Raw genomic sequence first — 18,483 nt, forward strand, 5'->3', positions numbered from 1 at the left:
CGCCGCCAGTGCGGCCTGCATCTTCATCCCCAGGAGCAACCGCCAATGACCACCGCGACAGTAACGATTCCCCGGACGACATTCCTGCGCCTCATCAATGCCGCATGGGCGGCCCGCTGCGTGGCCGACAACGCCAACGAGTGTGGCATCAGTGCCGATCTTCAGGATGCCTGCAACGCGGCCCGAGGAGCTGTGAGTGCGGCCGACGCTGGGCAGTCCTGGCGCGAACCATACGCGCGAGATGAAGAGAACGATGAGGCTTGATCCGCATTCATTTTCAAGAGTGGCACGGGCATTGCAGTAGGAAATGTCCCGTGTAGACGCAGCGCCTGAACCATACGGTTTTGGCGGTGAGTAGTACGGAAGGAAGCGTCATACGGATGAGCAGGGAGTGCCTCACCGAATCGCAAGCCGCGCGACTGGACACGCGCAGACTGCGTCTCTTCACCACCTGAGAACACCGATGTTTGCACTCGAAGAACTGCTCCCCGGCGAAGTCGCCAGCCGCCTGAAATCGTCCCGACATTCGGGATTCGTTAACATCGCCGTGGTAGTCTTCCGCTGGCGGGTGCTTTTCTCCTTCCGTTTGCCCATCACTTAAAGGATATCCACCATGGATACGATGACTCTGCACAAGTCACTTCGTTTGCTTCGTACTGCCGCCGAACTGCTGGGCCAGGACGCTACGAATCGACAAGTGCTGACGCTCCTGATGATCGCCGAGGCGGGCGAAGCGGGCGCGGAGCAGGCATCTATCGAAAAGGCCACTGAATCGGCCCAGAGCACCACCTCCCGCAACCTGAAGCTGATGTGCCAGGAACACGGGTTGGCTGAATTTTTCCTCGATCCGGCTGATGGACGCCGCCGGTTGGTCCGCCTGACGAAAGCCGGCCGGACCGCCGTGGACAAACTTCTAAGGAACCTTGCATGAGCGCTACAGACATCACCCTAAAGAGGCGGTCCCCGGGCGGACCGTTCTACGTTCATTTTGCCGGAAATAACGGCGAGCGGATGAGGATCAGTACAGGGAAATGCATCGAGACTGAGGCGAGGGCCGAAGCCCTGCGCATCGTCAACGAGCACCTGATGGCCCCTTCTGCGGCCCCGGCCGGCACCCTCGGGGACGCCCTGAAGATCGCCCTAGAACACGTCTGGCGCGGACAGAAGTCCGAGCCGGAGAAGCGCAAGCTGGTGGGCAAGATCATGCGCGAAATCGGCCACTGGCCCCGCGACCTGATCACCCACGACCGCCTGAGGGACTACCTCGACAGCCTCCAGGTCGGCACCGCGCACCCCAAGCCCATGAAGGCGGCCACGAAGAACCGCTACGTGTCGGCCATCAGTACCGCCCTGGGCTACGCGTACCGGGAGGACAGTTCCTACCGCGTCCCGAAGTTGCCCTCGTGGGCCGAGAACAACGTCAAGGAGCGCTACCTCACACAAGAGGAAGAGCAGCGCCTGCTGGGTTGGTTCGCGGACAACACTGCCCCGGGCATGAAGGAGCGCAGCTACCTGTGGCACCTCGTGATCCTCCTGTTGGACACCGGGATGCGCGCCACCGAGGCGCTGGAGGTGATGACCAAGGACCGGCTCGTGCAGGACCGTGAGGGCGACTGGCTGGTGCATCTGCCGCACGGGGACACGAAGTCGGGCAGGGGACGTATGGTCCCGCTGACACCGAGGGCGTCGTATTCGGCCCGGGAAATGCTGGCGTCCCCTATCCACGGCCGCTGGACAAGCCAGAACGCGGGCAGGGCCCTGCAGGTCGTGATGCTGAAGCTGGGCATCAACGGCGTGACGCTTCACACCCTGCGCCACACCACGGCGAGCCGCCTGATTCAGTCCGGCGAGGAGATTTACACGGTGGCCGCCTTCCTGGGCCATAGCTCGGTCGAGGTGACCAAGCGCTACGCGCACCTCTCCGCGAGCAACTTGAAGGGCGCCATGAAGAAGCTGCAGTCAGCGGATGTGCCTCCGTCCCCTGATGGAAATCCGAAGGCGGAGGCACAAGCCCTTTCGTCTGGCACACAAAACGGCGCTAAACTCTACGTCGTCAAATAGTTAGCGGAGACCGGACTGGATTTAGGTTCCAGTGCCGCAAGGCGTGGGGGTTCGAGTCCCCCCTTTCGCACCAGTGCCGGCCTGTCCCCGCCCTGATCGGGCCCTGCGCGGCCGCTTGACCGCCGCGCGCTGGCAGTGCACGCCGAATTGGGCGAAACTAAAGGGCTGCGGCAATGCAGGCGCGTCCCAGACGCCGTGTCCTTACAACCGATTCATCCATCATCGAGCCGGGGGCCAGGGCGCCACCGGTGGCAGGAGTCAACATGCAAGCTTCTATCGAATCCACCGGCAACCTGGAACGCCGCCTGAGCTTCTCGCTGCCGGAAGACCGTCTGCAGAGCCACATCAACGGCCGCCTGGGCGAAATCGCCCGTACCACCCGCATCAAGGGCTTCCGTCCGGGCAAGGTGCCGGCCAAGGTGATCGAGCAGCGTTTCGGCGCGCAGGTCCGTGGCGAGGCGCTGGACGGCCTGCTGCGCGAAACCTTCGACGCGGCCGTGCGTGAGCACGACCTGCGCATCGTCGGCAGCCCGCGTATCGACAAGGGCGAGGAAGGCGAATTCTCCTTCGTGGCCACCGTGGAAGTGGTGCCGGACTTCGGCGACCTGGACGTCAGCAAGCTGACCGTGGTCCGCCACTCGGCCGAGATCACCGACGCCGACATCGACCAGATGATCGAAAACCTGCAGAACCAGCGTCGTACCTGGGCCCCGGTCAGCCGTGGCGCGCAGGACGGTGACCTGGTCGCGGTGGAAACGTGGTCGCAGGCCGGCGAAGAGCGCCTGCCGGCCGAGGGCACCGAGAAGGGCTCGATCGTGCTCGGCCAGGGGATGATGTTCGACACCATCGAAAAGGGCCTGGTCGGCCTGGCCAAGGGTGAAGAAAAGACCCTGGACGTGGACTTCCCGGCTGACTGGCGCGTGCCGGTGCTGGCCGGCAAGACCGTGCAGGTCACCGTGAAGGTGGCCGAAGTGTCCGAGCCGGTCGTGCCGGCGGTGGACGAAGCCTTCATCAAGAGCTTCGGCGTGAAGGGCGGCGACGTCGAGCAGTTCCGCAGCGACATCCGCGCCAACCTGGAGCGTGAGCTGAAGGGCGCGCTGATGAACCGCCTGCGTCGCGAAGTGGGTGAGCAGCTGATCGCCGCCTATTCGTCGGTGGAAATGCCGCCGCGCCTGGTCGAGAACGAAGCCCGCGCCATGCTGGCCCAGCAGGTCGAACAGGCCCGCCGCAACGGCCAGAACGTCGGCCAGGTGCCGGCCGATGCCCATGAAGGCTTCAAGGACGCCGCTGCCAAGCGCGTGCTGGTCGGCCTGGTGGTGGGCGAAGTGGCCCGCGGCAACGACCTGCGCCTGGACCCCAAGCGCCTGAACGAAACGATGCGCCTGATCGCCTCGACCTACGAAGAGCCGGAGCAGGTCATTGAGATGTACCGCAACGACCCCCAGCTCATGTCGGGTCTGCAGAACCGTGTGATGGAAGAGCAGGTGATCGACTGGATCGCCGAGCGCGCCCAGCACACCGAAGAAAAGCTGTCGTTCCAGGACGCGATCCGCCAGTAAGATCGGGCCGATCGTCCCAAACCCCGCGCCAGCCCTGGCGCGGGGGTGTTTCCCCCCAAGATAGGTACCTCACGAAATGGACAACCGGACCAAAGCCCTGAACATGGTGCCCATGGTGGTCGAGCAGACCAGCCGCGGCGAGCGTGCCTACGACATCTATTCGCGCCTGTTGAAGGAGCGCCTGATCTTCCTGGTGGGCCCGATCGACGATCACATGGCCAACGTGGTAGTGGCGCAGCTGCTGTTCCTGGAAGCGGAAAACCCGGAAAAGGACATCAGCATCTACATCAACTCGCCCGGTGGCGTGGTCACCGCCGGTATGGCGATCTACGACACCATGCAGTACATCAAGCCGGACGTCAGCACCATCTGCGTCGGCCAGGCCGCCTCGATGGGCGCGCTGCTGCTGGCCTCGGGCGCTGCCGGCAAGCGTTATGCGCTGCCGAACTCGCGCGTGATGATCCACCAGCCGCTGGGCGGCTTCCAGGGCCAGGCGACCGATATCGACATCCACGCCCGCGAGATCCTGACCCTGCGTTCGCGCCTGAACGAAGTGCTGGCCAAGCACACCGGCCAGTCGCTGGAAACGATCGCCCGCGACACCGAGCGCGACAACTTCAAGAGCGCGGTCGACTCGGTGGCCTACGGCCTGGTCGACCAGGTGCTGGAGCGTCGTCCGGAAGAGTCGATCCAGGCCGGCTGACCGGCCTTCACGGGGCCAGGGAGGCCTCGTTCCTGCAGGGTCGGACCGGGACTGGTGTCCCTCCGGCCCTGTGCTATTCTCGAATCGAACCCCCGTTCAGCGGGTGGGGTAACTGGGTAAGCGAAGCATGAGCGAAGACCGCCAAGGTCGTTCCACGGACACCGGCAAGATCCTCTACTGCTCTTTCTGCGGCAAGAGCCAGCATGAAGTGCGCAAGCTGATTGCGGGTCCGAGCGTGTTCATCTGTGATGAATGCGTAGAGCTGTGCAACGACATCATCCGCGAGGAACTTGAGGAAAAGGCGCAGTCGGCGCGCAGTTCGCTGCCCAAGCCGCGCGAGATCCTCGAGGTGCTCGATCAGTACGTGATCGGCCAGAACCGCGCCAAGCGCACCCTGGCCGTGGCCGTGTACAACCACTACAAGCGCATCGAGAGCCGGCAGAAGAACGACGACGTCGAACTGGCGAAGTCGAACATCCTGCTGGTCGGCCCGACCGGTTCGGGCAAGACGCTGCTGGCCGAAACCCTGGCCCGCCTGCTCAACGTGCCGTTCACCATGGCCGACGCCACCACGCTGACCGAAGCCGGTTACGTGGGCGAGGACGTGGAAAACATCATCCAGAAGCTGCTGCAGAAGTGCGACTACGACGTCGAGAAGGCACAGCAGGGCATCGTCTACATCGATGAAATCGACAAGATCTCGCGCAAGAGCGAGAACCCGTCGATCACCCGCGATGTGTCCGGCGAAGGCGTGCAGCAGGCCCTGCTGAAGCTGATCGAAGGCACCGTGGCCAGCGTGCCGCCGCAGGGCGGGCGCAAGCATCCGCAGCAGGAATTCCTGCAGGTGGACACCAAGAACATCCTGTTCATCTGCGGCGGCGCGTTCGCCGGCCTGGACAAGGTGATCCAGCAGCGCTCCAACGACGCTGGCGGCATCGGCTTCGGCGCCAAGGTGAAGAGCAGCGAGCGCAAGCAGGAAGTGGGCAAGGTGCTGGCTGAAGTCGAGCCGGAAGACCTGATCAAGTTCGGTCTCATTCCCGAGTTCGTCGGCCGCCTGCCGGTGGTGGCGACCCTGGAAGAGCTGGACGAGCCGGCCCTGATCAAGATCCTGACCGAGCCCAAGAACGCCATCACCAAGCAGTTCAAGAAGCTGTTCGAGATGGAGAACGTGGAGCTGGAGTTCCGCCCGGATGCCCTGTCGGCCATTGCCCGCAAGGCGCTGAAGCGCAAGACCGGTGCCCGTGGCCTGCGTACCATCGTCGAATCGGTCCTGCTGGACACCATGTACGACCTGCCGTCGCAGGAAAACGTCAGCAAGGTGGTGGTGGACGAATCGGTGATCGAACACAAGTCCGAGCCGTACCTGATCTACCAGACCCCGGCGGCCCCTGAACAGAAGGCCGCAGGCGCCGAGTGACGCTATCAAGCTGCTGATTTGAAAGTAGTTTTCACGAACGCCTTGCATCTGAAAGCCGATGGCCCCATAACGGGGCCATCGGCTTTTTTTGTCTCCGGAAGATGCCCTCCCGGAGACGGTTTTCCCCTTCCCTGGAGCCCCCATGGCCCGTTCCCCAAGTGAGACCCTCGACCTGCCGGTCCTGCCGCTGCGCGACGTAGTGGTGTTCCCGCACATGGTCATTCCGCTGTTCGTCGGCCGTGACAAGTCCATGCACGCGCTCGAACAGGCAATGGAGGCAGACAAGCGCATCCTGCTGCTGGCGCAGAAGTCCGCCGAAACCGACGACCCGCACGCGGCCGACCTGTACCAGGTCGGTACCCTGGCGCAGGTGCTGCAGCTGCTGAAGCTGCCCGACGGCACCATCAAGGTGCTGGTCGAAGGCCTGTCGCGCGTACAGGTCACCCACGTCGACGAGCGCGACGGTTCGCTGCACGGCCAGGCCGTGGAGATCGAGGCCGAAGACGCACGCGAACCGCGCGAGATCGAGGCGATCGCCCGCTCGCTGATGTCGCTGTTCGAGCAGTACGTGAAGACCAACCGCAAGCTGCCGCCGGAACTGCTGCAGACCCTGGCCGGCATTGACGAGCCGGCGCGCCTGGCCGACACCATCGCCGCGCACATCAGCGTGCGCCTGGCCGACAAGCAGCGCCTGCTGGAAACGCTGGCCGTGGGCGAGCGCCTGGAAATGCTGGTCGGCCTGGTCGACGGCGAGATCGACGTGCAGCAGATGGAAAAGCGCATCCGCGGCCGCGTGAAGTCGCAGATGGAAAAGAGCCAGCGCGAGTACTACCTCAACGAACAGATGAAGGCCATCCAGAAAGAACTGGGTGACCTGGACGATGCGCCGGGCGAGCTGGAAGAGCTGGCCCGCAAGATCGCCGAAGCCGGCATGCCCAAGGCGGTGGAAGCCAAGGCGCGCAACGAACTGAACAAGCTCAAGCAGATGTCGCCGATGTCGGCCGAAGCGGCCGTCGTGCGCAACTACCTGGAATGGCTGCTGGGCGTGCCGTGGAAGAAGCGCACCAAGGTGCGCAAGGACCTGAAGGCCGCGCAGGACACCTTGGACGCCGACCACTACGGTCTGGAGAAGGTCAAGGACCGCATTTTGGAATACCTGGCGGTGCAGTCGCGGGTGAAGCAGATGAAGGGCCCGATCCTGTGCCTGGTCGGCCCGCCGGGCGTGGGCAAGACCTCGTTGGGGCAGTCCATCGCCAAGGCCACCAACCGCAAGTTCGTGCGCATGTCGCTGGGCGGCGTGCGCGACGAGGCCGAGATCCGCGGCCACCGTCGCACCTATGTCGGTTCCATGCCGGGCCGCATCGTGCAGAACCTCAACAAGGTCGGCAGCAAGAACCCGCTGTTCGTGCTCGATGAGATCGACAAGATGTCGATGGACTTCCGTGGCGATCCGTCGTCGGCGCTGCTGGAAGTGCTCGATCCGGAGCAGAACAACGCCTTCAACGACCACTACCTGGAAGTGGACCTGGACCTGTCCGAAGTGATGTTCGTGGCCACGTCCAATTCGCTGAACATTCCCGGCCCGCTGCTGGACCGCATGGAAGTGATCCGCATCCCCGGCTACACCGAGGATGAGAAGCTCAACATCGCTACCCGTTACCTGTCGCCGAAGCAGATCAAGGCCAACGGCCTGAAGCCGGAAGAGCTGGAGATCGGCAGCGATGCGATCCAGGACATCGTGCGCTACTACACGCGCGAATCGGGCGTGCGCAACCTGGAACGCGAGATCGCCAAGATCTGCCGCAAGGTGGTGAAGGAAATCGCGCTTGCCGGCCCGCAGGCGGCCAAGCCGAAGAAGGGTGCGAAGAAGTCCAAGGCGCTGGTCAGCGTGACCAGCAAGAACCTGGACAAGTACCTGGGCGTGCGTCGCTTCGACTTCGGTCGCGCCGAAGAAGAAAACGAGATCGGCCTGGTCACCGGCCTGGCCTGGACCGAAGTGGGCGGTGATCTGCTGCAGATCGAATCGACCCTGGTGCCGGGCAAGGGCCAGCTGATCCTGACGGGCCAGCTGGGCAACGTGATGAAGGAATCGGCCTCGGCGGCGCTGTCGGTGGTGCGTTCGCGCGCCGACGGCTTCGGCATCGATGGCGACTTCCTGCAGAAGCACGACGTGCACGTGCACGTGCCCGACGGTGCCACCCCGAAGGACGGCCCCAGTGCCGGTGCAGCCATGGTCACCTCGCTGGTGTCGATGCTGACCAAGGTGCCGGTGCGTGCGGACGTGGCGATGACCGGTGAGATCACCCTGCGTGGTCGCGTCACCGCCATCGGTGGCCTGAAGGAAAAGCTGCTGGCCGCACTGCGTGGCGGTATCCGCACGGTCATCATTCCCGAGGAGAACCGCAAGGATCTGGCGGACATTCCGGCCAACGTCACCCGCGATCTGCAGATCGTGCCGGTGAAGTACATCGAGGAAGTGCTCGACCTGGCCCTGGAGCGTCCGCTGGCCCCGAAGAAGGCACGCAAGAGTGCGCAGCGCGTCACGGTGCGTGGCAAGGGCAAACCGGCTTCGAACGCGCGCGTCAAGCACTGACGCGCGCTGTCGAAATGCTCGAAACCCGCGTCGTTGCTGGCTTTCCGGCTTGCGTGGGGGTAGGGCCGCTGGTATAAAAGCAGCACTCGCGAATGAGTGATCGCAATCGCTGATCGCTGAATTCGGCGAACCGTTTCCACATGGCGGCCGTGCGCAGATGGCGTGCGGTTGCTTCCCTGTCGAATAAGCGGAACCCACCGCCAAAGGAGCTGTAAAGAATGAACAAGACCGAATTGATCGATGCCGTTGCTGAAGCCGCCGACCTGACCAAGGCCGAGTCCAGCCGCGCTGTCGATGCTGTCGTTGCCGCCGTCACCAAGGCGCTGAAGGACGGCGATGCGGTCACCCTGGTTGGCTTCGGTACCTTCCAGGTGCGCGACCGTGCCGCCCGTACCGGCCGCAACCCGAAGACCGGCGACACCATCAAGATCGCTGCTTCGAAGAATCCGTCGTTCAAGGCTGGTAAGGCCCTGAAGGATGCTGTAAACTAAGCGGCTCGCTGGGGTGCTTAGCTCAGCGGTAGAGCGTCTCCTTTACACGGAGAGGGTCGGGGGTTCGAAACCCTCAGCACCCACCACAGCACCGTAGTAAAAGTTTGAGTGTGGAGCGGTAGTTCAGCTGGTTAGAATGCTGGCCTGTCACGCCGGAGGTCGCGGGTTCGAGTCCCGTCCGCTCCGCCACTTCAACGCGAGGCCCCCGGGCAACTGGGGGCTTTGTTTTCTTCCAGGCTTCGGCCCGGGGAGAACTGCAGTAGAAACTGGAGCGGTAGTTCAGCTGGTTAGAATGCTGGCCTGTCACGCCGGAGGTCGCGGGTTCGAGTCCCGTCCGCTCCGCCAGTTGCAAAGGCTTCCGGGCAACCGGGCGCCTTGTTTCCTTCCCGGCCCCGGCCGGGGGAAGCAGAAAGGTTTACGACAACGTGGAGCGGTAGTTCAGCTGGTTAGAATGCTGGCCTGTCACGCCGGAGGTCGCGGGTTCGAGTCCCGTCCGCTCCGCCAAGTTGTGAACTGGTTTCAAGGGGTATCCGAAGTTTGTCGTGGAGCGGTAGTTCAGCTGGTTAGAATGCTGGCCTGTCACGCCGGAGGTCGCGGGTTCGAGTCCCGTCCGCTCCGCCATCCCGGATCCCAACAAGTTCTGCCTATGTGGAGCGGTAGTTCAGCTGGTTAGAATGCTGGCCTGTCACGCCGGAGGTCGCGGGTTCGAGTCCCGTCCGCTCCGCCAGCAGAGTTTGAAGTGTCATCGAAGATGCCCGTCGGTCCTGGACCCGCGGGCATTTTGCTTTTTCGGGGTGTGTGCATGCACGTGTCCGCCGGGCGTGGCCAGGTGCTAGCGTTCAAGCGATGCGACGCGGTCCAGCACCGCCTGCGCGGCCATATGCCGCTGCACCGACGCCTGCAGCGCGGGCAGCCCCGGAAATGCATCGGCCTGCAACGCCTGCGCGAACAGCGCCGGCAGATCCTCCAGCCGCCGCAGCCACAGCCCGGCACCGGCAGCGTGCAGGCGTGCGGCGTGGTCGAACTGGTCGTAATCCAGCGGATACACCAGCGCCGGAATGCCCGCGCGCAACGCGTGGTACATCACCCCGGCGCCGCCATGGTGCAGCACCCGGTCGTAGCGCGGCAGATGGCGCGCGTAATCGACGAAGGGCAGCAGGTGCAGGTTCGGCAGCGGCTGCGCGCGCGTGGACAGATCGTGCTGGTGCCCCTGGCTGACGTGCACCTGCCAGTGCGGGTACTGCCGCGCCAATGCGGCGGCAGCCTCGGCCAGTCGTGGTTTGACCCAGTCCTGATGCGTGCCTGCGGTCACCAGCAGGTGTCGCGCGCCGTCCACGAACGGTGGCGCTGCGTGCTCGCTGTGCGGGGTATGCAGCATCGGCCCGATGAACTGCAGCGCCGCCGGCCAGCGCCGCGGAAATTCCAGTTCCGGCACGCCCAGGGCCAGGATGCATTCATCGGAGTAAACCTGTTCACTGCCATCGCGGCGGTAGATGGCAGGCACGCCCAGGCGGCGCATCGCCGGGCGCTGCCAGGCATGCACGCCGCGCTTGAACAGGCGGATCATCTGCCGCCCCGCCGCCTGCTGCACGCGCTGCCACGCCGTGCGCGGCGGCGACATGCCGCCCAGGTAGGGCGGTGGCCCATCGGCGCAGTCCAGCACGCACGGCGAGGGCAGGCTGGTCCACCAGCGGATGCCGAGTTCGGCGGCCAGCAGGCCGGCCGGCGGCAGGGTGAAGTCAACGATGACCAGATCCGGCCGCTGCTCGGCCCAGCGCTGCTGCAGCGCGTGCCGCATCTGCGCCATCAACTGCAGCGCCTGGCGCAGCTGCGCGTGCATGCGCAGCGGGTTGGCCTTCACCGCCACGCCGGGATTGGCGATCTGCCACAGCGCCGCTTCGTGCGCGGCCGACAGCAGCACATCGCCGTGCAGCCCACTGGCGGCAATCGCCGGTTGCGCGCCGGGCGTACTCAGCACCGTTACCTGGTGTTGCGCCTGCAGTTGCCGGGCGATGGCCAGCAGTGGATGCAGGTGGCCGCTGTAGGGCGGTGCCAGCAGCTCGATCTTCACGGCAACGCCTGCTCGATGCGGGCAATCATCGCGTGCGCCTGCGTCAGCACCGGCGCCTGTTGCAGGTAATCCATGTGGCCGCTGCGCACCCACTGTCGCGCGCCGCGCCAGCCGGCTCGGGAGATCCAGTCCTGTCGCCCCACCAGCACCTGCAGGCGTGCGGCCGCCGGGGCGTGTCGCGCCACAGGGCCATAGGCCAATACGCTGAACCGCTGTGACAGTGCGGCCGGCAACTGCAGGTTGGCCAGCAGTTCCAGCCCGCAGCTGCCGGCCAGCAACAGCGTGTGTGGCGCCGCGAGCAGCAGATCAGTCACCGCGGCAGCATGGCGGCGGGCGAAGGCTGGCTGGCGTGAGCGCAGGTACTGGCGGCTGTTGTGCCAGCTCGCCGATAACAAGGGCACGCGCCGGAACGGCGCTGTCTGCGCGTCGTAGGGGAAGTTGCAGGGATGCAGGCGCCGGCCAGGTGCCAGCAGCGCCTGGCCGAACTGCAGTTGCGCCGGACTGAGCGCGCAGCGCGCCGGATCACTCTGCCCGCACAGGAAGGCGATCTGCAGGTGGATGGGCGGCGCGGCAGGTTCAGGCATCGTGGAAGCGGTCATTGGCGCGCACATGATAGAGATGGGTACGCCAGCGGATGCGCCGCACGCAGGTCGCGTGCAGCAGGTGCAGGGGTTGCAGCAGTTCGGCCAGCACCGACAGCACGGGGCGATGGCGCACGCGCCCACTGGCGCGCCGCTGCAGCCGCATCAGTACCGCCGCACGCAGCAGCAGCACGGCGGCCGCGATCAGTGCTGGTGCCCCCAGCGGTGGCCACGCCGCCAGCAGCAGCACCGCCCACAGCAGCAGCGGCGGCAGGCCGTGCAGCAGCCCGATCAAGGCGCGTACCGGGCGCGATTCATCCCGCAGCAACAGCAGCGCAAACAACATCCAGCGATGCATCTGCTGCCGGTAGCGCTGCAGCGTCGGCACATGCGTCTGCACTTCCACGCAGGCGGTGGACTGGTGCAGGCGGGCGCCCTGGTCGCGCAGGGCACGTGCCAGCGCCAGATCGTCGGCCAGCATGTGCCGCAGCGGCGCGAAGCCGCCCAGTTCGCGCAGGCGCGCGGTCTGCAGTGCGTAGCACATGCCATTGATCGACAGCGGCGCCAGCCACGGCAGCAGGCCCAGGTAGGTCAGCGCGGTGTTGTTGTTGACGAACTGCGCCATCAATCGCGAGCCGAAACGGGCGTCGTCGCGGTAGCAGGGCAGGGCGGTGACCAGATCGGCGTGCGGCAGCTCATCCAGCATCTGTGCCAGCGCCGCTGCGGACAGCCGCGCATCGTCGTCCAGCACCAGCACGACCGGCTCCTGCACGCGCGGCAATACGCCATCGAGTTTGAAGGTCTTGGGATTGATGCCCTGCGGCGCCGCGGGGTGCAGCAGGCAGGTGATGAGGTGGTCGGGGTACTGCGCACACAGCTGCGCCGCCGCCGCCCGCCCCAGCGCATCGGCTTCATCCAGCAGCCAGTGGAAATGCGCGCCGGGCAGCGCCTGCAGGTTCGCCGCCAGCACCTGGGCCAGCAGTGGGTCACCGCCCAGGATCGGCTGCAGGATCGCCACGCCGTGGCCATCGAAGCGGCTGTGGGTGCCGGGCGGTCGTTGCCGCAGCACGCGCATCGCCCCCGTTGCCTTCAGGGCGAGCAGCAGCAGGTAGGCCAGTGCGACCGCGGCGCTGGCGAGGGTCACGGTGTTCATTGCGCACGCTGCTCGTGGATGAGGCGTTCGATGGCGGTCTCCATGCCCAGCAGGGGCGGGCCCAGATCGGCCAGCATGCGCTGCGGGTTGAAGGTCTTGGAATAGGCAAATGCGGCCACGCCGAAGCGGGTGATGGGCGGCTCGCCGCGCAGACGCAGCAGGCGCCAGGCGCCTTCCAGCGCGCCGGCGCCGGCCAGCGCCACACCGGTGGGCAGGCGGCGGCCCAGCGGTGGCAGCTCCAACGCGGCCAGCAGGCGCTGCAGCAGGGCCTGCAGATCCACCGGCTGCGCATTGGTCAGGTTGTAGGCCGGGGCCAGCCGACGCGCCTGGATGGCCCGCAGCAGGTACTCCACCAGGGTGTCGATGTGGATCAGGTCGATCAGCGGTGGCCCGCCGGCGCTGACCAGCCGTGGCAGCGCCCCGCGACGGGCGGCGTCCAGCAGGCGCGGCATCAGCAGGGTGTCGCCCGGGCCGAACACCGCGCGCGGGCGCAGGATGCAGTGCGGCCCCGGATAGGCCGATACCAGCGCCTCGGCTGCCGCCTTGCTGCGCGCATAGTCGTTCAGGAACGCCGGCCCGATCGGGCTGTCCTCGTCCAGGTCGTACTGGTGCGCGGCGCGGTAGAACACCGCCGTAGTGGACAGGTGCAGCAGGCGCGGCAGGCCGTTGGCCTGGCAGAAGGCGATGACCTGCGCGGTGGCGTCCACGTTGTGCTGCCGGTATTGCGCCGGGCGGGCCCAGGGCGCCGCCAGGGCCGCCGCATGCACCACCACGTCGGGCCGGAACGACAGGTGCAGCGGCTGCCGCAGGTCCGCCTGCACGTAGTCAGGCCGGTCCAGCGGGCGCCGGCCGACGCCCAGTGCCTGCACCTGCGGCAGCGCGGCCAGGCGGCGCAGCAGGGCGCCGCCGATGAAGCCGGACGCGCCGGTGACCAGGATGCGCATGGGCGTGGTTTCCTCCGCCCTTGCCGCGGGCCGAACGCAGGTCGCATGCCTGCCGGGGCGGCCAGTATGCGCAATGACGGCTGCGGCAGCCATGCCGGGGGCATGGCGACCTGCCGCAGAGGCTTGTGCCGCCTGCCTTGCGGCCGTTTTTGGTGCCTGCGGCGAAGCGGGTTACACTGCCGGGCTCGCCAATCAGGCCATGTGATTCCTCACCATGCTGCAGAAACTCCGCGACAAGACCTCAGGCTGGATCGTCACTGTGATCCTGGGGCTGCTGATGATTCCGTTCCTGTTCGTGATCGACAACAGCTACCTCGGTGGTGTCGGCGCGCAGAACGTGGCCAAGGTTTCGGCGCCGCCGACCTGGTGGCGCTCGGCGCCGTCGTGGTGGCCGGTGCGCATGCTGTGGCAGCACCACGAGATCAGTTCGCAGGATTTCCGCACCCGCTTCGAGCAGGAGCGCATGCGCGCCCGCCAGCAGCAGGGTGAAGACTTCGATCCGCGTGCGTTTGAAAGCACCGAGAACAAGCTGGCCGTGCTCGATCAGCTGGTGGACGAGCAGGTCGTTCGCCTGGTCGGTGAACAGGCCGGTGTCGTCATTGGCGACGGCGCAGTGCGCGAGTACATCATGACCATCCCGGCCTTCCTGGGCCAGGATGGCAAGTTCAGCGAAGCCAACTACCGCCTGGCCCTGCAGACCGGCAACCCGCCGCGCACGCCCACCCAGTTCCAGGAACTGGTGCGTGACAGCCTGCAGCAGTCGGTCATTCCGTCGGGCCTGCAGAATTCGGGCTTCGTTACCCAGGCCGAGACCGAGCGCCTGCTGAAGCTGCTGGGTGAAACCCGCGACGTGCAGCTGGTGGGTCTGCCGGAAGTGCCGGCCGATACCGCGCCGGTGACCGACGCGCAGATCAAGCAGTGGTACGACAGCCACGGCAAGGATTTCCGCCAGGCCGAATCGGTCTCGCTGGAGTTCGTCGAAGTGAATGGCGCCAACCTGCCGGCCCCGGCCGCCGCCGACGAAGCTGCCCTGCGCAAGCGCTATGAAGAAGAGAAGGCCAAGTTCGTGGCGCCGGAACAGCGCCAGGCCGCGCACATCCTGCTGACCGGCGACGGTGCCGAAGCCAAGGCTGCCAAGCTGGCCGCCGAAGCCAAGGGGGGCGCTGACTTCGCCGCGCTGGCCAAGGCCAATTCGCAGGACCCCGGTTCCAAGGACCAGGGCGGTGACCTGGGCTGGGTGGAACGCGGCGCGATGGTGAAGCCGTTCGAAGATGCCCTGTTCGCCGCCAAGGCCGGTGAGATCGTCGGCCCGGTGAAGACCGATTTCGGCTACCACGTCATCAAGGTCGCCGCGGTGCGTGGTGGCGAAGGCAAGTCGTTCGAGGAAGTGCGTGACACCCTGGCCGCCGAGCAGCTGAAGGCCGATGGCGAGCGCGGCTTCAACGAACTGGCCAGCCGCCTGGTCGATGCCATCAACAAGAGCCCGAGCGATCTGGCCGCCGCCGCCAAGGAAGTGGGCCTGCCGCTGCAGACCACCGGCGTGATCACCCGCGCTACCGCCAGTGGCGTGGTGGCCGACCCGGCCGTGCTGCGCGATGCGTTCTCCGACGTGCGCGTGCAGGACGGCACCTCCAGCGATCCGATCGCCGTGGGCGGCAGCAGCAACCACAGCGTGGTGATCCGTGTGGCCGCGCACACCCCGGAACAGGCACTGCCGCTGGACAAGGCCCGTGAGCAGGTGATTGCCGCCATCCGCGCCGACCGCCAGCGCCAGGTCAGCGACAAGGCCGCCGACGCTCTGCTGGCCAAGCTGAAGGGCGGCGCCAGCCTGCAGTCGCTGGCTGCCAGCGAGAAGCTGCAGGTCAGCCCGATGCCGGGCCTGCCGCGCAGCCAGCCGGTGCCGACCCCGGACATCCACCGCGCCATCTTCAGCGCGCCGGTGCCGACCGAGGGCAAGCCGAGCTACGGCAAGATTGACGTGAATGGCCACGCGCTGGTGTTCGTGGTGGACAAGGTCACCCCGGGTGACGTGAAGGAAGTGACCGCCGAGCAGCAGAAGCAGCTGAAGGACCAGTTGGCCCAGATCGATGGCGCCGCTGCGGCCAAGGCCTTCGTGGAAGCCATGCGCAAGAAGTTCGTGGTGCAGACCACCGAAGCCAACCTGTAACCCGGGGCGGCGCGCAGAACGAAAAGGCCCGGCAATGCCGGGCCTTTTTTGTTGTGTGCCGCGGGGGGCGGGCTTCGTAGAGTCGAGCGTTGCTCGACTCTACCGGGGCGTTGTCAGTCTTCCACGCGCAGTACGGCGCCGGGCTTCAGCACGCTGCTGCCGCTCAGGCCGTTCAACGACAGCAGTGCCTTCACCGGCATGCCGTAGCGGCGGGCGATGGTCCAGGCCGATTCGCCGTTGCGTACGGTGTGGCGGCGGCTGCGCGGGCGGTCGGCGGCGCTGGCCACGGTACGGGCCACCTGCGGCGCAGGCGTGGCGATGGGGGCTTCTGTGGCCGCCGTAGCGGCCACGGCGGCCGCCGCGTCCAGCACACTGGCATTGGCGGCCGAAACCGGCGCCAGTACCCGGGCGTTGCCGCTCGGGCGCTTGCCTGCGGCCAGGCCGGGGTTCAGGCGGGCGATGCGGGCCGGGTCCAGCGACCGCTGCGCGGCCCACTGCTGCACCGTGGTGCCGGCCGGCAGCGTGTGGTCCTTCAGCACCGGCACGGTGCGGTCCAGCGAGGCCATCACGCCCGGCTGGTCTTCCACGTTTTCCAGCACGCAGGCCAGCGCATGCAGCTTTTCCACATACGCATGGGTGACCGGCGACAGGCCGGGCAGGGCGGCGGGCTTGGCGTTCTGTGCGTTCATGCCGGCCTTGCGCATCGACTGCAGCACCCGGTACTCGCCGGCGTTGTAGGCCATGGTGGCCAGGCGCCAGTCGCCGCCGAACATGCCGTGCAGGGTCTTCAGGTAGCGCACCGCCGCCTGGGTCGATTCCACCGCCGAAAGGCGGCCGTCGTAGCCGTTGGACATCGGCACGCGATGGTTGCGCGCGGTGGTGGCGATGAACTGCCACAGGCCGGTGGGGCCGCTGCCGTTGCGGGCATTGGGGCGGTACCCACTTTCCACGAACGGGATCAGCGCGAATTCGGTGGGCAGGTTGGCCTTGCGCAGCTCTTCTACGACATAGCCGAACAGCACCAGGGCGTCATCGTCCTGGTTGGCCAGGCGCGAGGGGGCGTGGGCGAACTGCTTCTGCCAACGCGGGCTGGTGGCCTCGGCGTCGCAGGTGGGCTCGGCCAGGCCGTCGCGGAAGCTGGTGAAGATGTCCTGGCCGTTGCGCACGCTGGCCGCCGGCAGGGCCGTCGGGTCCAGTGGCACCGCGGCGGCGGCGGTCAGGTTCTGGCTGATGCCGGCGCCCAGCGACTGCGCGCCCGCGTTCCCGGCCAACCCCAGGGCAAGCCCCAGGGCCAGCGTCAGACTTCGGCGCATCATGCGCGGAAGCCGTCTTTCCAGTGCCGGAGACCGGCCATGACGTCGACGTCGTCCACGACCTCGCGCCCCAGGTGCGCCGACACCGCCGCGCGGATCGGCGCGGTATGCGTACGCAGGAACGGATTGCAGTCGAGCTCGTTGGCCAGGGTTACCGGCAGGGTGGAACGGTCATCGCGGCGCATGGCCAAAGCCTCCTCTTGGCGCTGCAGCAACGCAGCGTTGGCGGGGTCGACATGCCGCGCGAAGACGGCATTTGACACGGTGTACTCGTGGGCGCAACACAACAGCAGTTGCGCGGGCAGGGCACCCAGCCTGCGCATCGATGCCAGCAGCTGGGACGGCGTACCTTCGAACAGGCGTCCACAGCCCAGGCTGAACAACGAATCGCCGCTGAAAAGCTGTTCAGCGGTGTGAAACGCGATGTGGCTGCGGGTGTGCCCGGGCACGGATAGTACGTGGAACATCTGCCCCAGTGCCTGAACGCGTTCACCTTCGCCCACCCGCTCGGTGGCCGTGGGAATGCGTTCTTCCACCGGGGCGACCACCCGCACGCCGGGAAAACGCGCCTGCAGCGCGGGCACGCCGCCGATGTGATCGTCGTGGTGGTGGGTGAGCAGGATGGTGTCCACGCGCAGGCCCTGGTCGGCCAGCGCCAGTACCGGCGCGGCATCGCCAGGGTCGATCACGACCGCGGCGCCGTCGTCGGCCGTCAACATCCAGATGTAGTTATCCGCAAATGCGGGCAGGGCAGTCAGTCGCATAGAATTGGACCATGCCCCTGCTGCAGAGCCACCGTCAAGCGAGCCTGGTGCCCTGGTTCGACAGCGAGCCGGCGCAGCCGCTGCGCGTGCTGGAACGGCAGCTGCTGCTGCCGCAGCTGGCCGCGCTGCCGGTGCAACCCTGGTTGTGGATCGCGCCCAGCCCGGCCTGGCTGCAGGACGCGCAGGCCGCCGGGCGTGGCCTGCGCCTGTACCGCACCGGCCAGGGCTACGCCGGTGATACCCGCTGCGCGCTGCCGTTGCCGCTGGCCAACGAGAGCGTGAACGCGATCGTGCTGCAGCACGTGACCGCCGCTGACGCCGATGCCCTGCTGGACGAATGTGAGCGGGTGCTGATGCCCGGCGGGCACCTGTGGCTGACCAGCCTCAACCCGTTCAGCCCCTACCGGGCGCGCTGGCGCCAGCACGGCCTGGTGGTGCGCACCCCGCAACGCCTGCGCCAGCTGCTGGACCGGCACGGGCTGGACTGTGCGCAGACACGCTACCTGGGGCCGCTGTGGCAGGGCCCGGGCAGCCGCGCGCGCCCCGGCTGGGCGCCGCTGCGGGCGGCCTGCCTGTTCCATGCCCAAAAACGTACGCTGGCCCTGCCAGGGCCAACCCCGCTGCCGGTGCGCTGGCACGGCACCGTAGCCACCTGATCTGGAGTTG

The 18,483-nt window shown here is 66.7% G+C and carries 16 protein-coding genes and 6 tRNA genes; 16 read left to right on the plus strand and 6 right to left on the minus strand.

Annotated features, from left to right (window positions below; all coding sequences use genetic code 11):
- Positions 1 to 45 precede the first annotated feature (45 nt).
- The 14 genes from C1930_RS20160 to C1930_RS04900 all read left to right on the plus strand — a co-directional run bounded on the left by C1930_RS20160 (position 46) and on the right by C1930_RS04900 (position 9,551).
- Positions 46 to 264, plus strand: coding sequence for a hypothetical protein (locus tag C1930_RS20160; protein ID WP_159093554.1), 219 nt, complete (start codon positions 46 to 48; stop codon positions 262 to 264).
- A gap of 349 nt (positions 265 to 613) precedes the next feature.
- Positions 614 to 931 carry a winged helix DNA-binding protein gene (locus C1930_RS04840; protein WP_108771208.1) on the plus strand — a complete coding sequence of 106 codons (318 nt, stop codon included), beginning with the start codon at positions 614 to 616 and terminating at the stop codon, positions 929 to 931.
- Positions 928 to 2,061: a site-specific integrase gene (locus tag C1930_RS04845; RefSeq protein ID WP_108771209.1), complete on the plus strand. Its 1,134-nt coding sequence runs from the start codon at positions 928 to 930 to the stop codon at positions 2,059 to 2,061. Before C1930_RS04840 ends, C1930_RS04845 begins: the two co-directional genes overlap by 4 nt.
- A 263-nt stretch (positions 2,062 to 2,324) precedes the next feature.
- Positions 2,325 to 3,620, plus strand: coding sequence for a trigger factor (gene tig / locus C1930_RS04850; RefSeq protein ID WP_108761353.1), 1,296 nt, complete (start codon positions 2,325 to 2,327; stop codon positions 3,618 to 3,620).
- 76 nt (positions 3,621 to 3,696) lie between these two features.
- Positions 3,697 to 4,323, plus strand: a complete 627-nt coding sequence (clpP, locus tag C1930_RS04855) for an ATP-dependent Clp endopeptidase proteolytic subunit ClpP (RefSeq protein WP_079220811.1) — start codon at positions 3,697 to 3,699, stop codon at positions 4,321 to 4,323.
- A gap of 127 nt (positions 4,324 to 4,450) precedes the next feature.
- Positions 4,451 to 5,740, plus strand: coding sequence for an ATP-dependent Clp protease ATP-binding subunit ClpX (clpX, locus tag C1930_RS04860; RefSeq protein ID WP_108748713.1), 1,290 nt, complete (start codon positions 4,451 to 4,453; stop codon positions 5,738 to 5,740).
- A gap of 142 nt (positions 5,741 to 5,882) precedes the next feature.
- Positions 5,883 to 8,333 carry an endopeptidase La gene (gene lon, locus C1930_RS04865; protein ID WP_108748714.1) on the plus strand — a complete coding sequence of 817 codons (2,451 nt, stop codon included), beginning with the start codon at positions 5,883 to 5,885 and terminating at the stop codon, positions 8,331 to 8,333.
- Between the two features lie 218 nt (positions 8,334 to 8,551).
- Entirely contained in the window at positions 8,552 to 8,824 is a 273-nt protein-coding gene (locus tag C1930_RS04870) for an HU family DNA-binding protein (protein ID WP_004146343.1), read from the plus strand.
- A gap of 11 nt (positions 8,825 to 8,835) precedes the next feature.
- Positions 8,836 to 8,910, plus strand: a tRNA-Val gene (locus C1930_RS04875).
- A 26-nt stretch (positions 8,911 to 8,936) separates the two neighbouring features.
- Positions 8,937 to 9,013: transfer RNA gene (locus tag C1930_RS04880), tRNA-Asp, on the plus strand.
- Between the two features lie 79 nt (positions 9,014 to 9,092).
- Positions 9,093 to 9,169 (plus strand) — tRNA-Asp (locus C1930_RS04885).
- Between the two features lie 82 nt (positions 9,170 to 9,251).
- Positions 9,252 to 9,328: transfer RNA gene (locus tag C1930_RS04890), tRNA-Asp, on the plus strand.
- 40 nt (positions 9,329 to 9,368) lie between these two features.
- A tRNA-Asp gene (locus C1930_RS04895) sits at positions 9,369 to 9,445 on the plus strand.
- A 29-nt stretch (positions 9,446 to 9,474) separates the two neighbouring features.
- Positions 9,475 to 9,551: transfer RNA gene (locus C1930_RS04900), tRNA-Asp, on the plus strand.
- A gap of 105 nt (positions 9,552 to 9,656) precedes the next feature.
- On the opposite strand, the gene C1930_RS04905 is transcribed toward C1930_RS04900, so the two are convergent.
- From C1930_RS04905 to C1930_RS04920, 4 genes are read right to left on the minus strand one after another with little or no spacing between them, the layout of a single operon-like run.
- A complete protein-coding gene (locus C1930_RS04905) occupies positions 9,657 to 10,895 on the minus strand; it encodes a nucleotide disphospho-sugar-binding domain-containing protein (RefSeq protein ID WP_108771210.1) in 1,239 nt (412 codons plus the stop codon).
- Positions 10,892 to 11,479 carry a hypothetical protein gene (locus C1930_RS04910; protein ID WP_108771211.1) on the minus strand — a complete coding sequence of 196 codons (588 nt, stop codon included), beginning with the start codon at positions 11,477 to 11,479 and terminating at the stop codon, positions 10,892 to 10,894. The genes C1930_RS04905 and C1930_RS04910 overlap by 4 nt, the downstream gene beginning before the upstream one ends.
- Entirely contained in the window at positions 11,472 to 12,629 is a 1,158-nt protein-coding gene (locus C1930_RS04915) for a glycosyltransferase (protein WP_108755529.1), read from the minus strand. The genes C1930_RS04910 and C1930_RS04915 overlap by 8 nt, the downstream gene beginning before the upstream one ends.
- A complete protein-coding gene (locus C1930_RS04920; protein WP_108771212.1) occupies positions 12,626 to 13,573 on the minus strand; it encodes an NAD(P)-dependent oxidoreductase in 948 nt (315 codons plus the stop codon). Before C1930_RS04920 ends, C1930_RS04915 begins: the two co-directional genes overlap by 4 nt.
- Positions 13,574 to 13,787: 214 nt before the next feature.
- Between C1930_RS04920 and C1930_RS04925 the strand changes: the two genes are divergently transcribed.
- On the plus strand, positions 13,788 to 15,740 hold the full coding sequence (locus tag C1930_RS04925; RefSeq protein WP_108755531.1) for a peptidyl-prolyl cis-trans isomerase: 1,953 nt from the start codon (positions 13,788 to 13,790) through the stop codon (positions 15,738 to 15,740).
- Between the two features lie 113 nt (positions 15,741 to 15,853).
- Here C1930_RS04925 and C1930_RS04930 read toward each other — a convergent pair whose 3' ends face one another.
- The gene (locus tag C1930_RS04930; RefSeq protein ID WP_108755532.1) at positions 15,854 to 17,056 is read right to left on the minus strand and encodes a lytic transglycosylase domain-containing protein; all 1,203 of its coding nucleotides are present in this window, start codon (positions 17,054 to 17,056) and stop codon (positions 15,854 to 15,856) included.
- On the minus strand, positions 17,053 to 17,817 hold the full coding sequence (gene gloB / locus C1930_RS04935; RefSeq protein WP_108752321.1) for a hydroxyacylglutathione hydrolase: 765 nt from the start codon (positions 17,815 to 17,817) through the stop codon (positions 17,053 to 17,055). Before gloB ends, C1930_RS04930 begins: the two co-directional genes overlap by 4 nt.
- 11 nt (positions 17,818 to 17,828) lie before the next feature.
- On the opposite strand from gloB, the gene C1930_RS04940 reads away from it, so the two are divergent.
- Positions 17,829 to 18,473, plus strand: coding sequence for a methyltransferase domain-containing protein (locus C1930_RS04940; protein ID WP_108771213.1), 645 nt, complete (start codon positions 17,829 to 17,831; stop codon positions 18,471 to 18,473).
- Positions 18,474 to 18,483: the final 10 nt, after the last annotated feature.

It is taken from the genome of Stenotrophomonas sp. SAU14A_NAIMI4_8, from assembly GCF_003086695.1.
In the GTDB taxonomy this organism is placed as follows: domain Bacteria; phylum Pseudomonadota; class Gammaproteobacteria; order Xanthomonadales; family Xanthomonadaceae; genus Stenotrophomonas.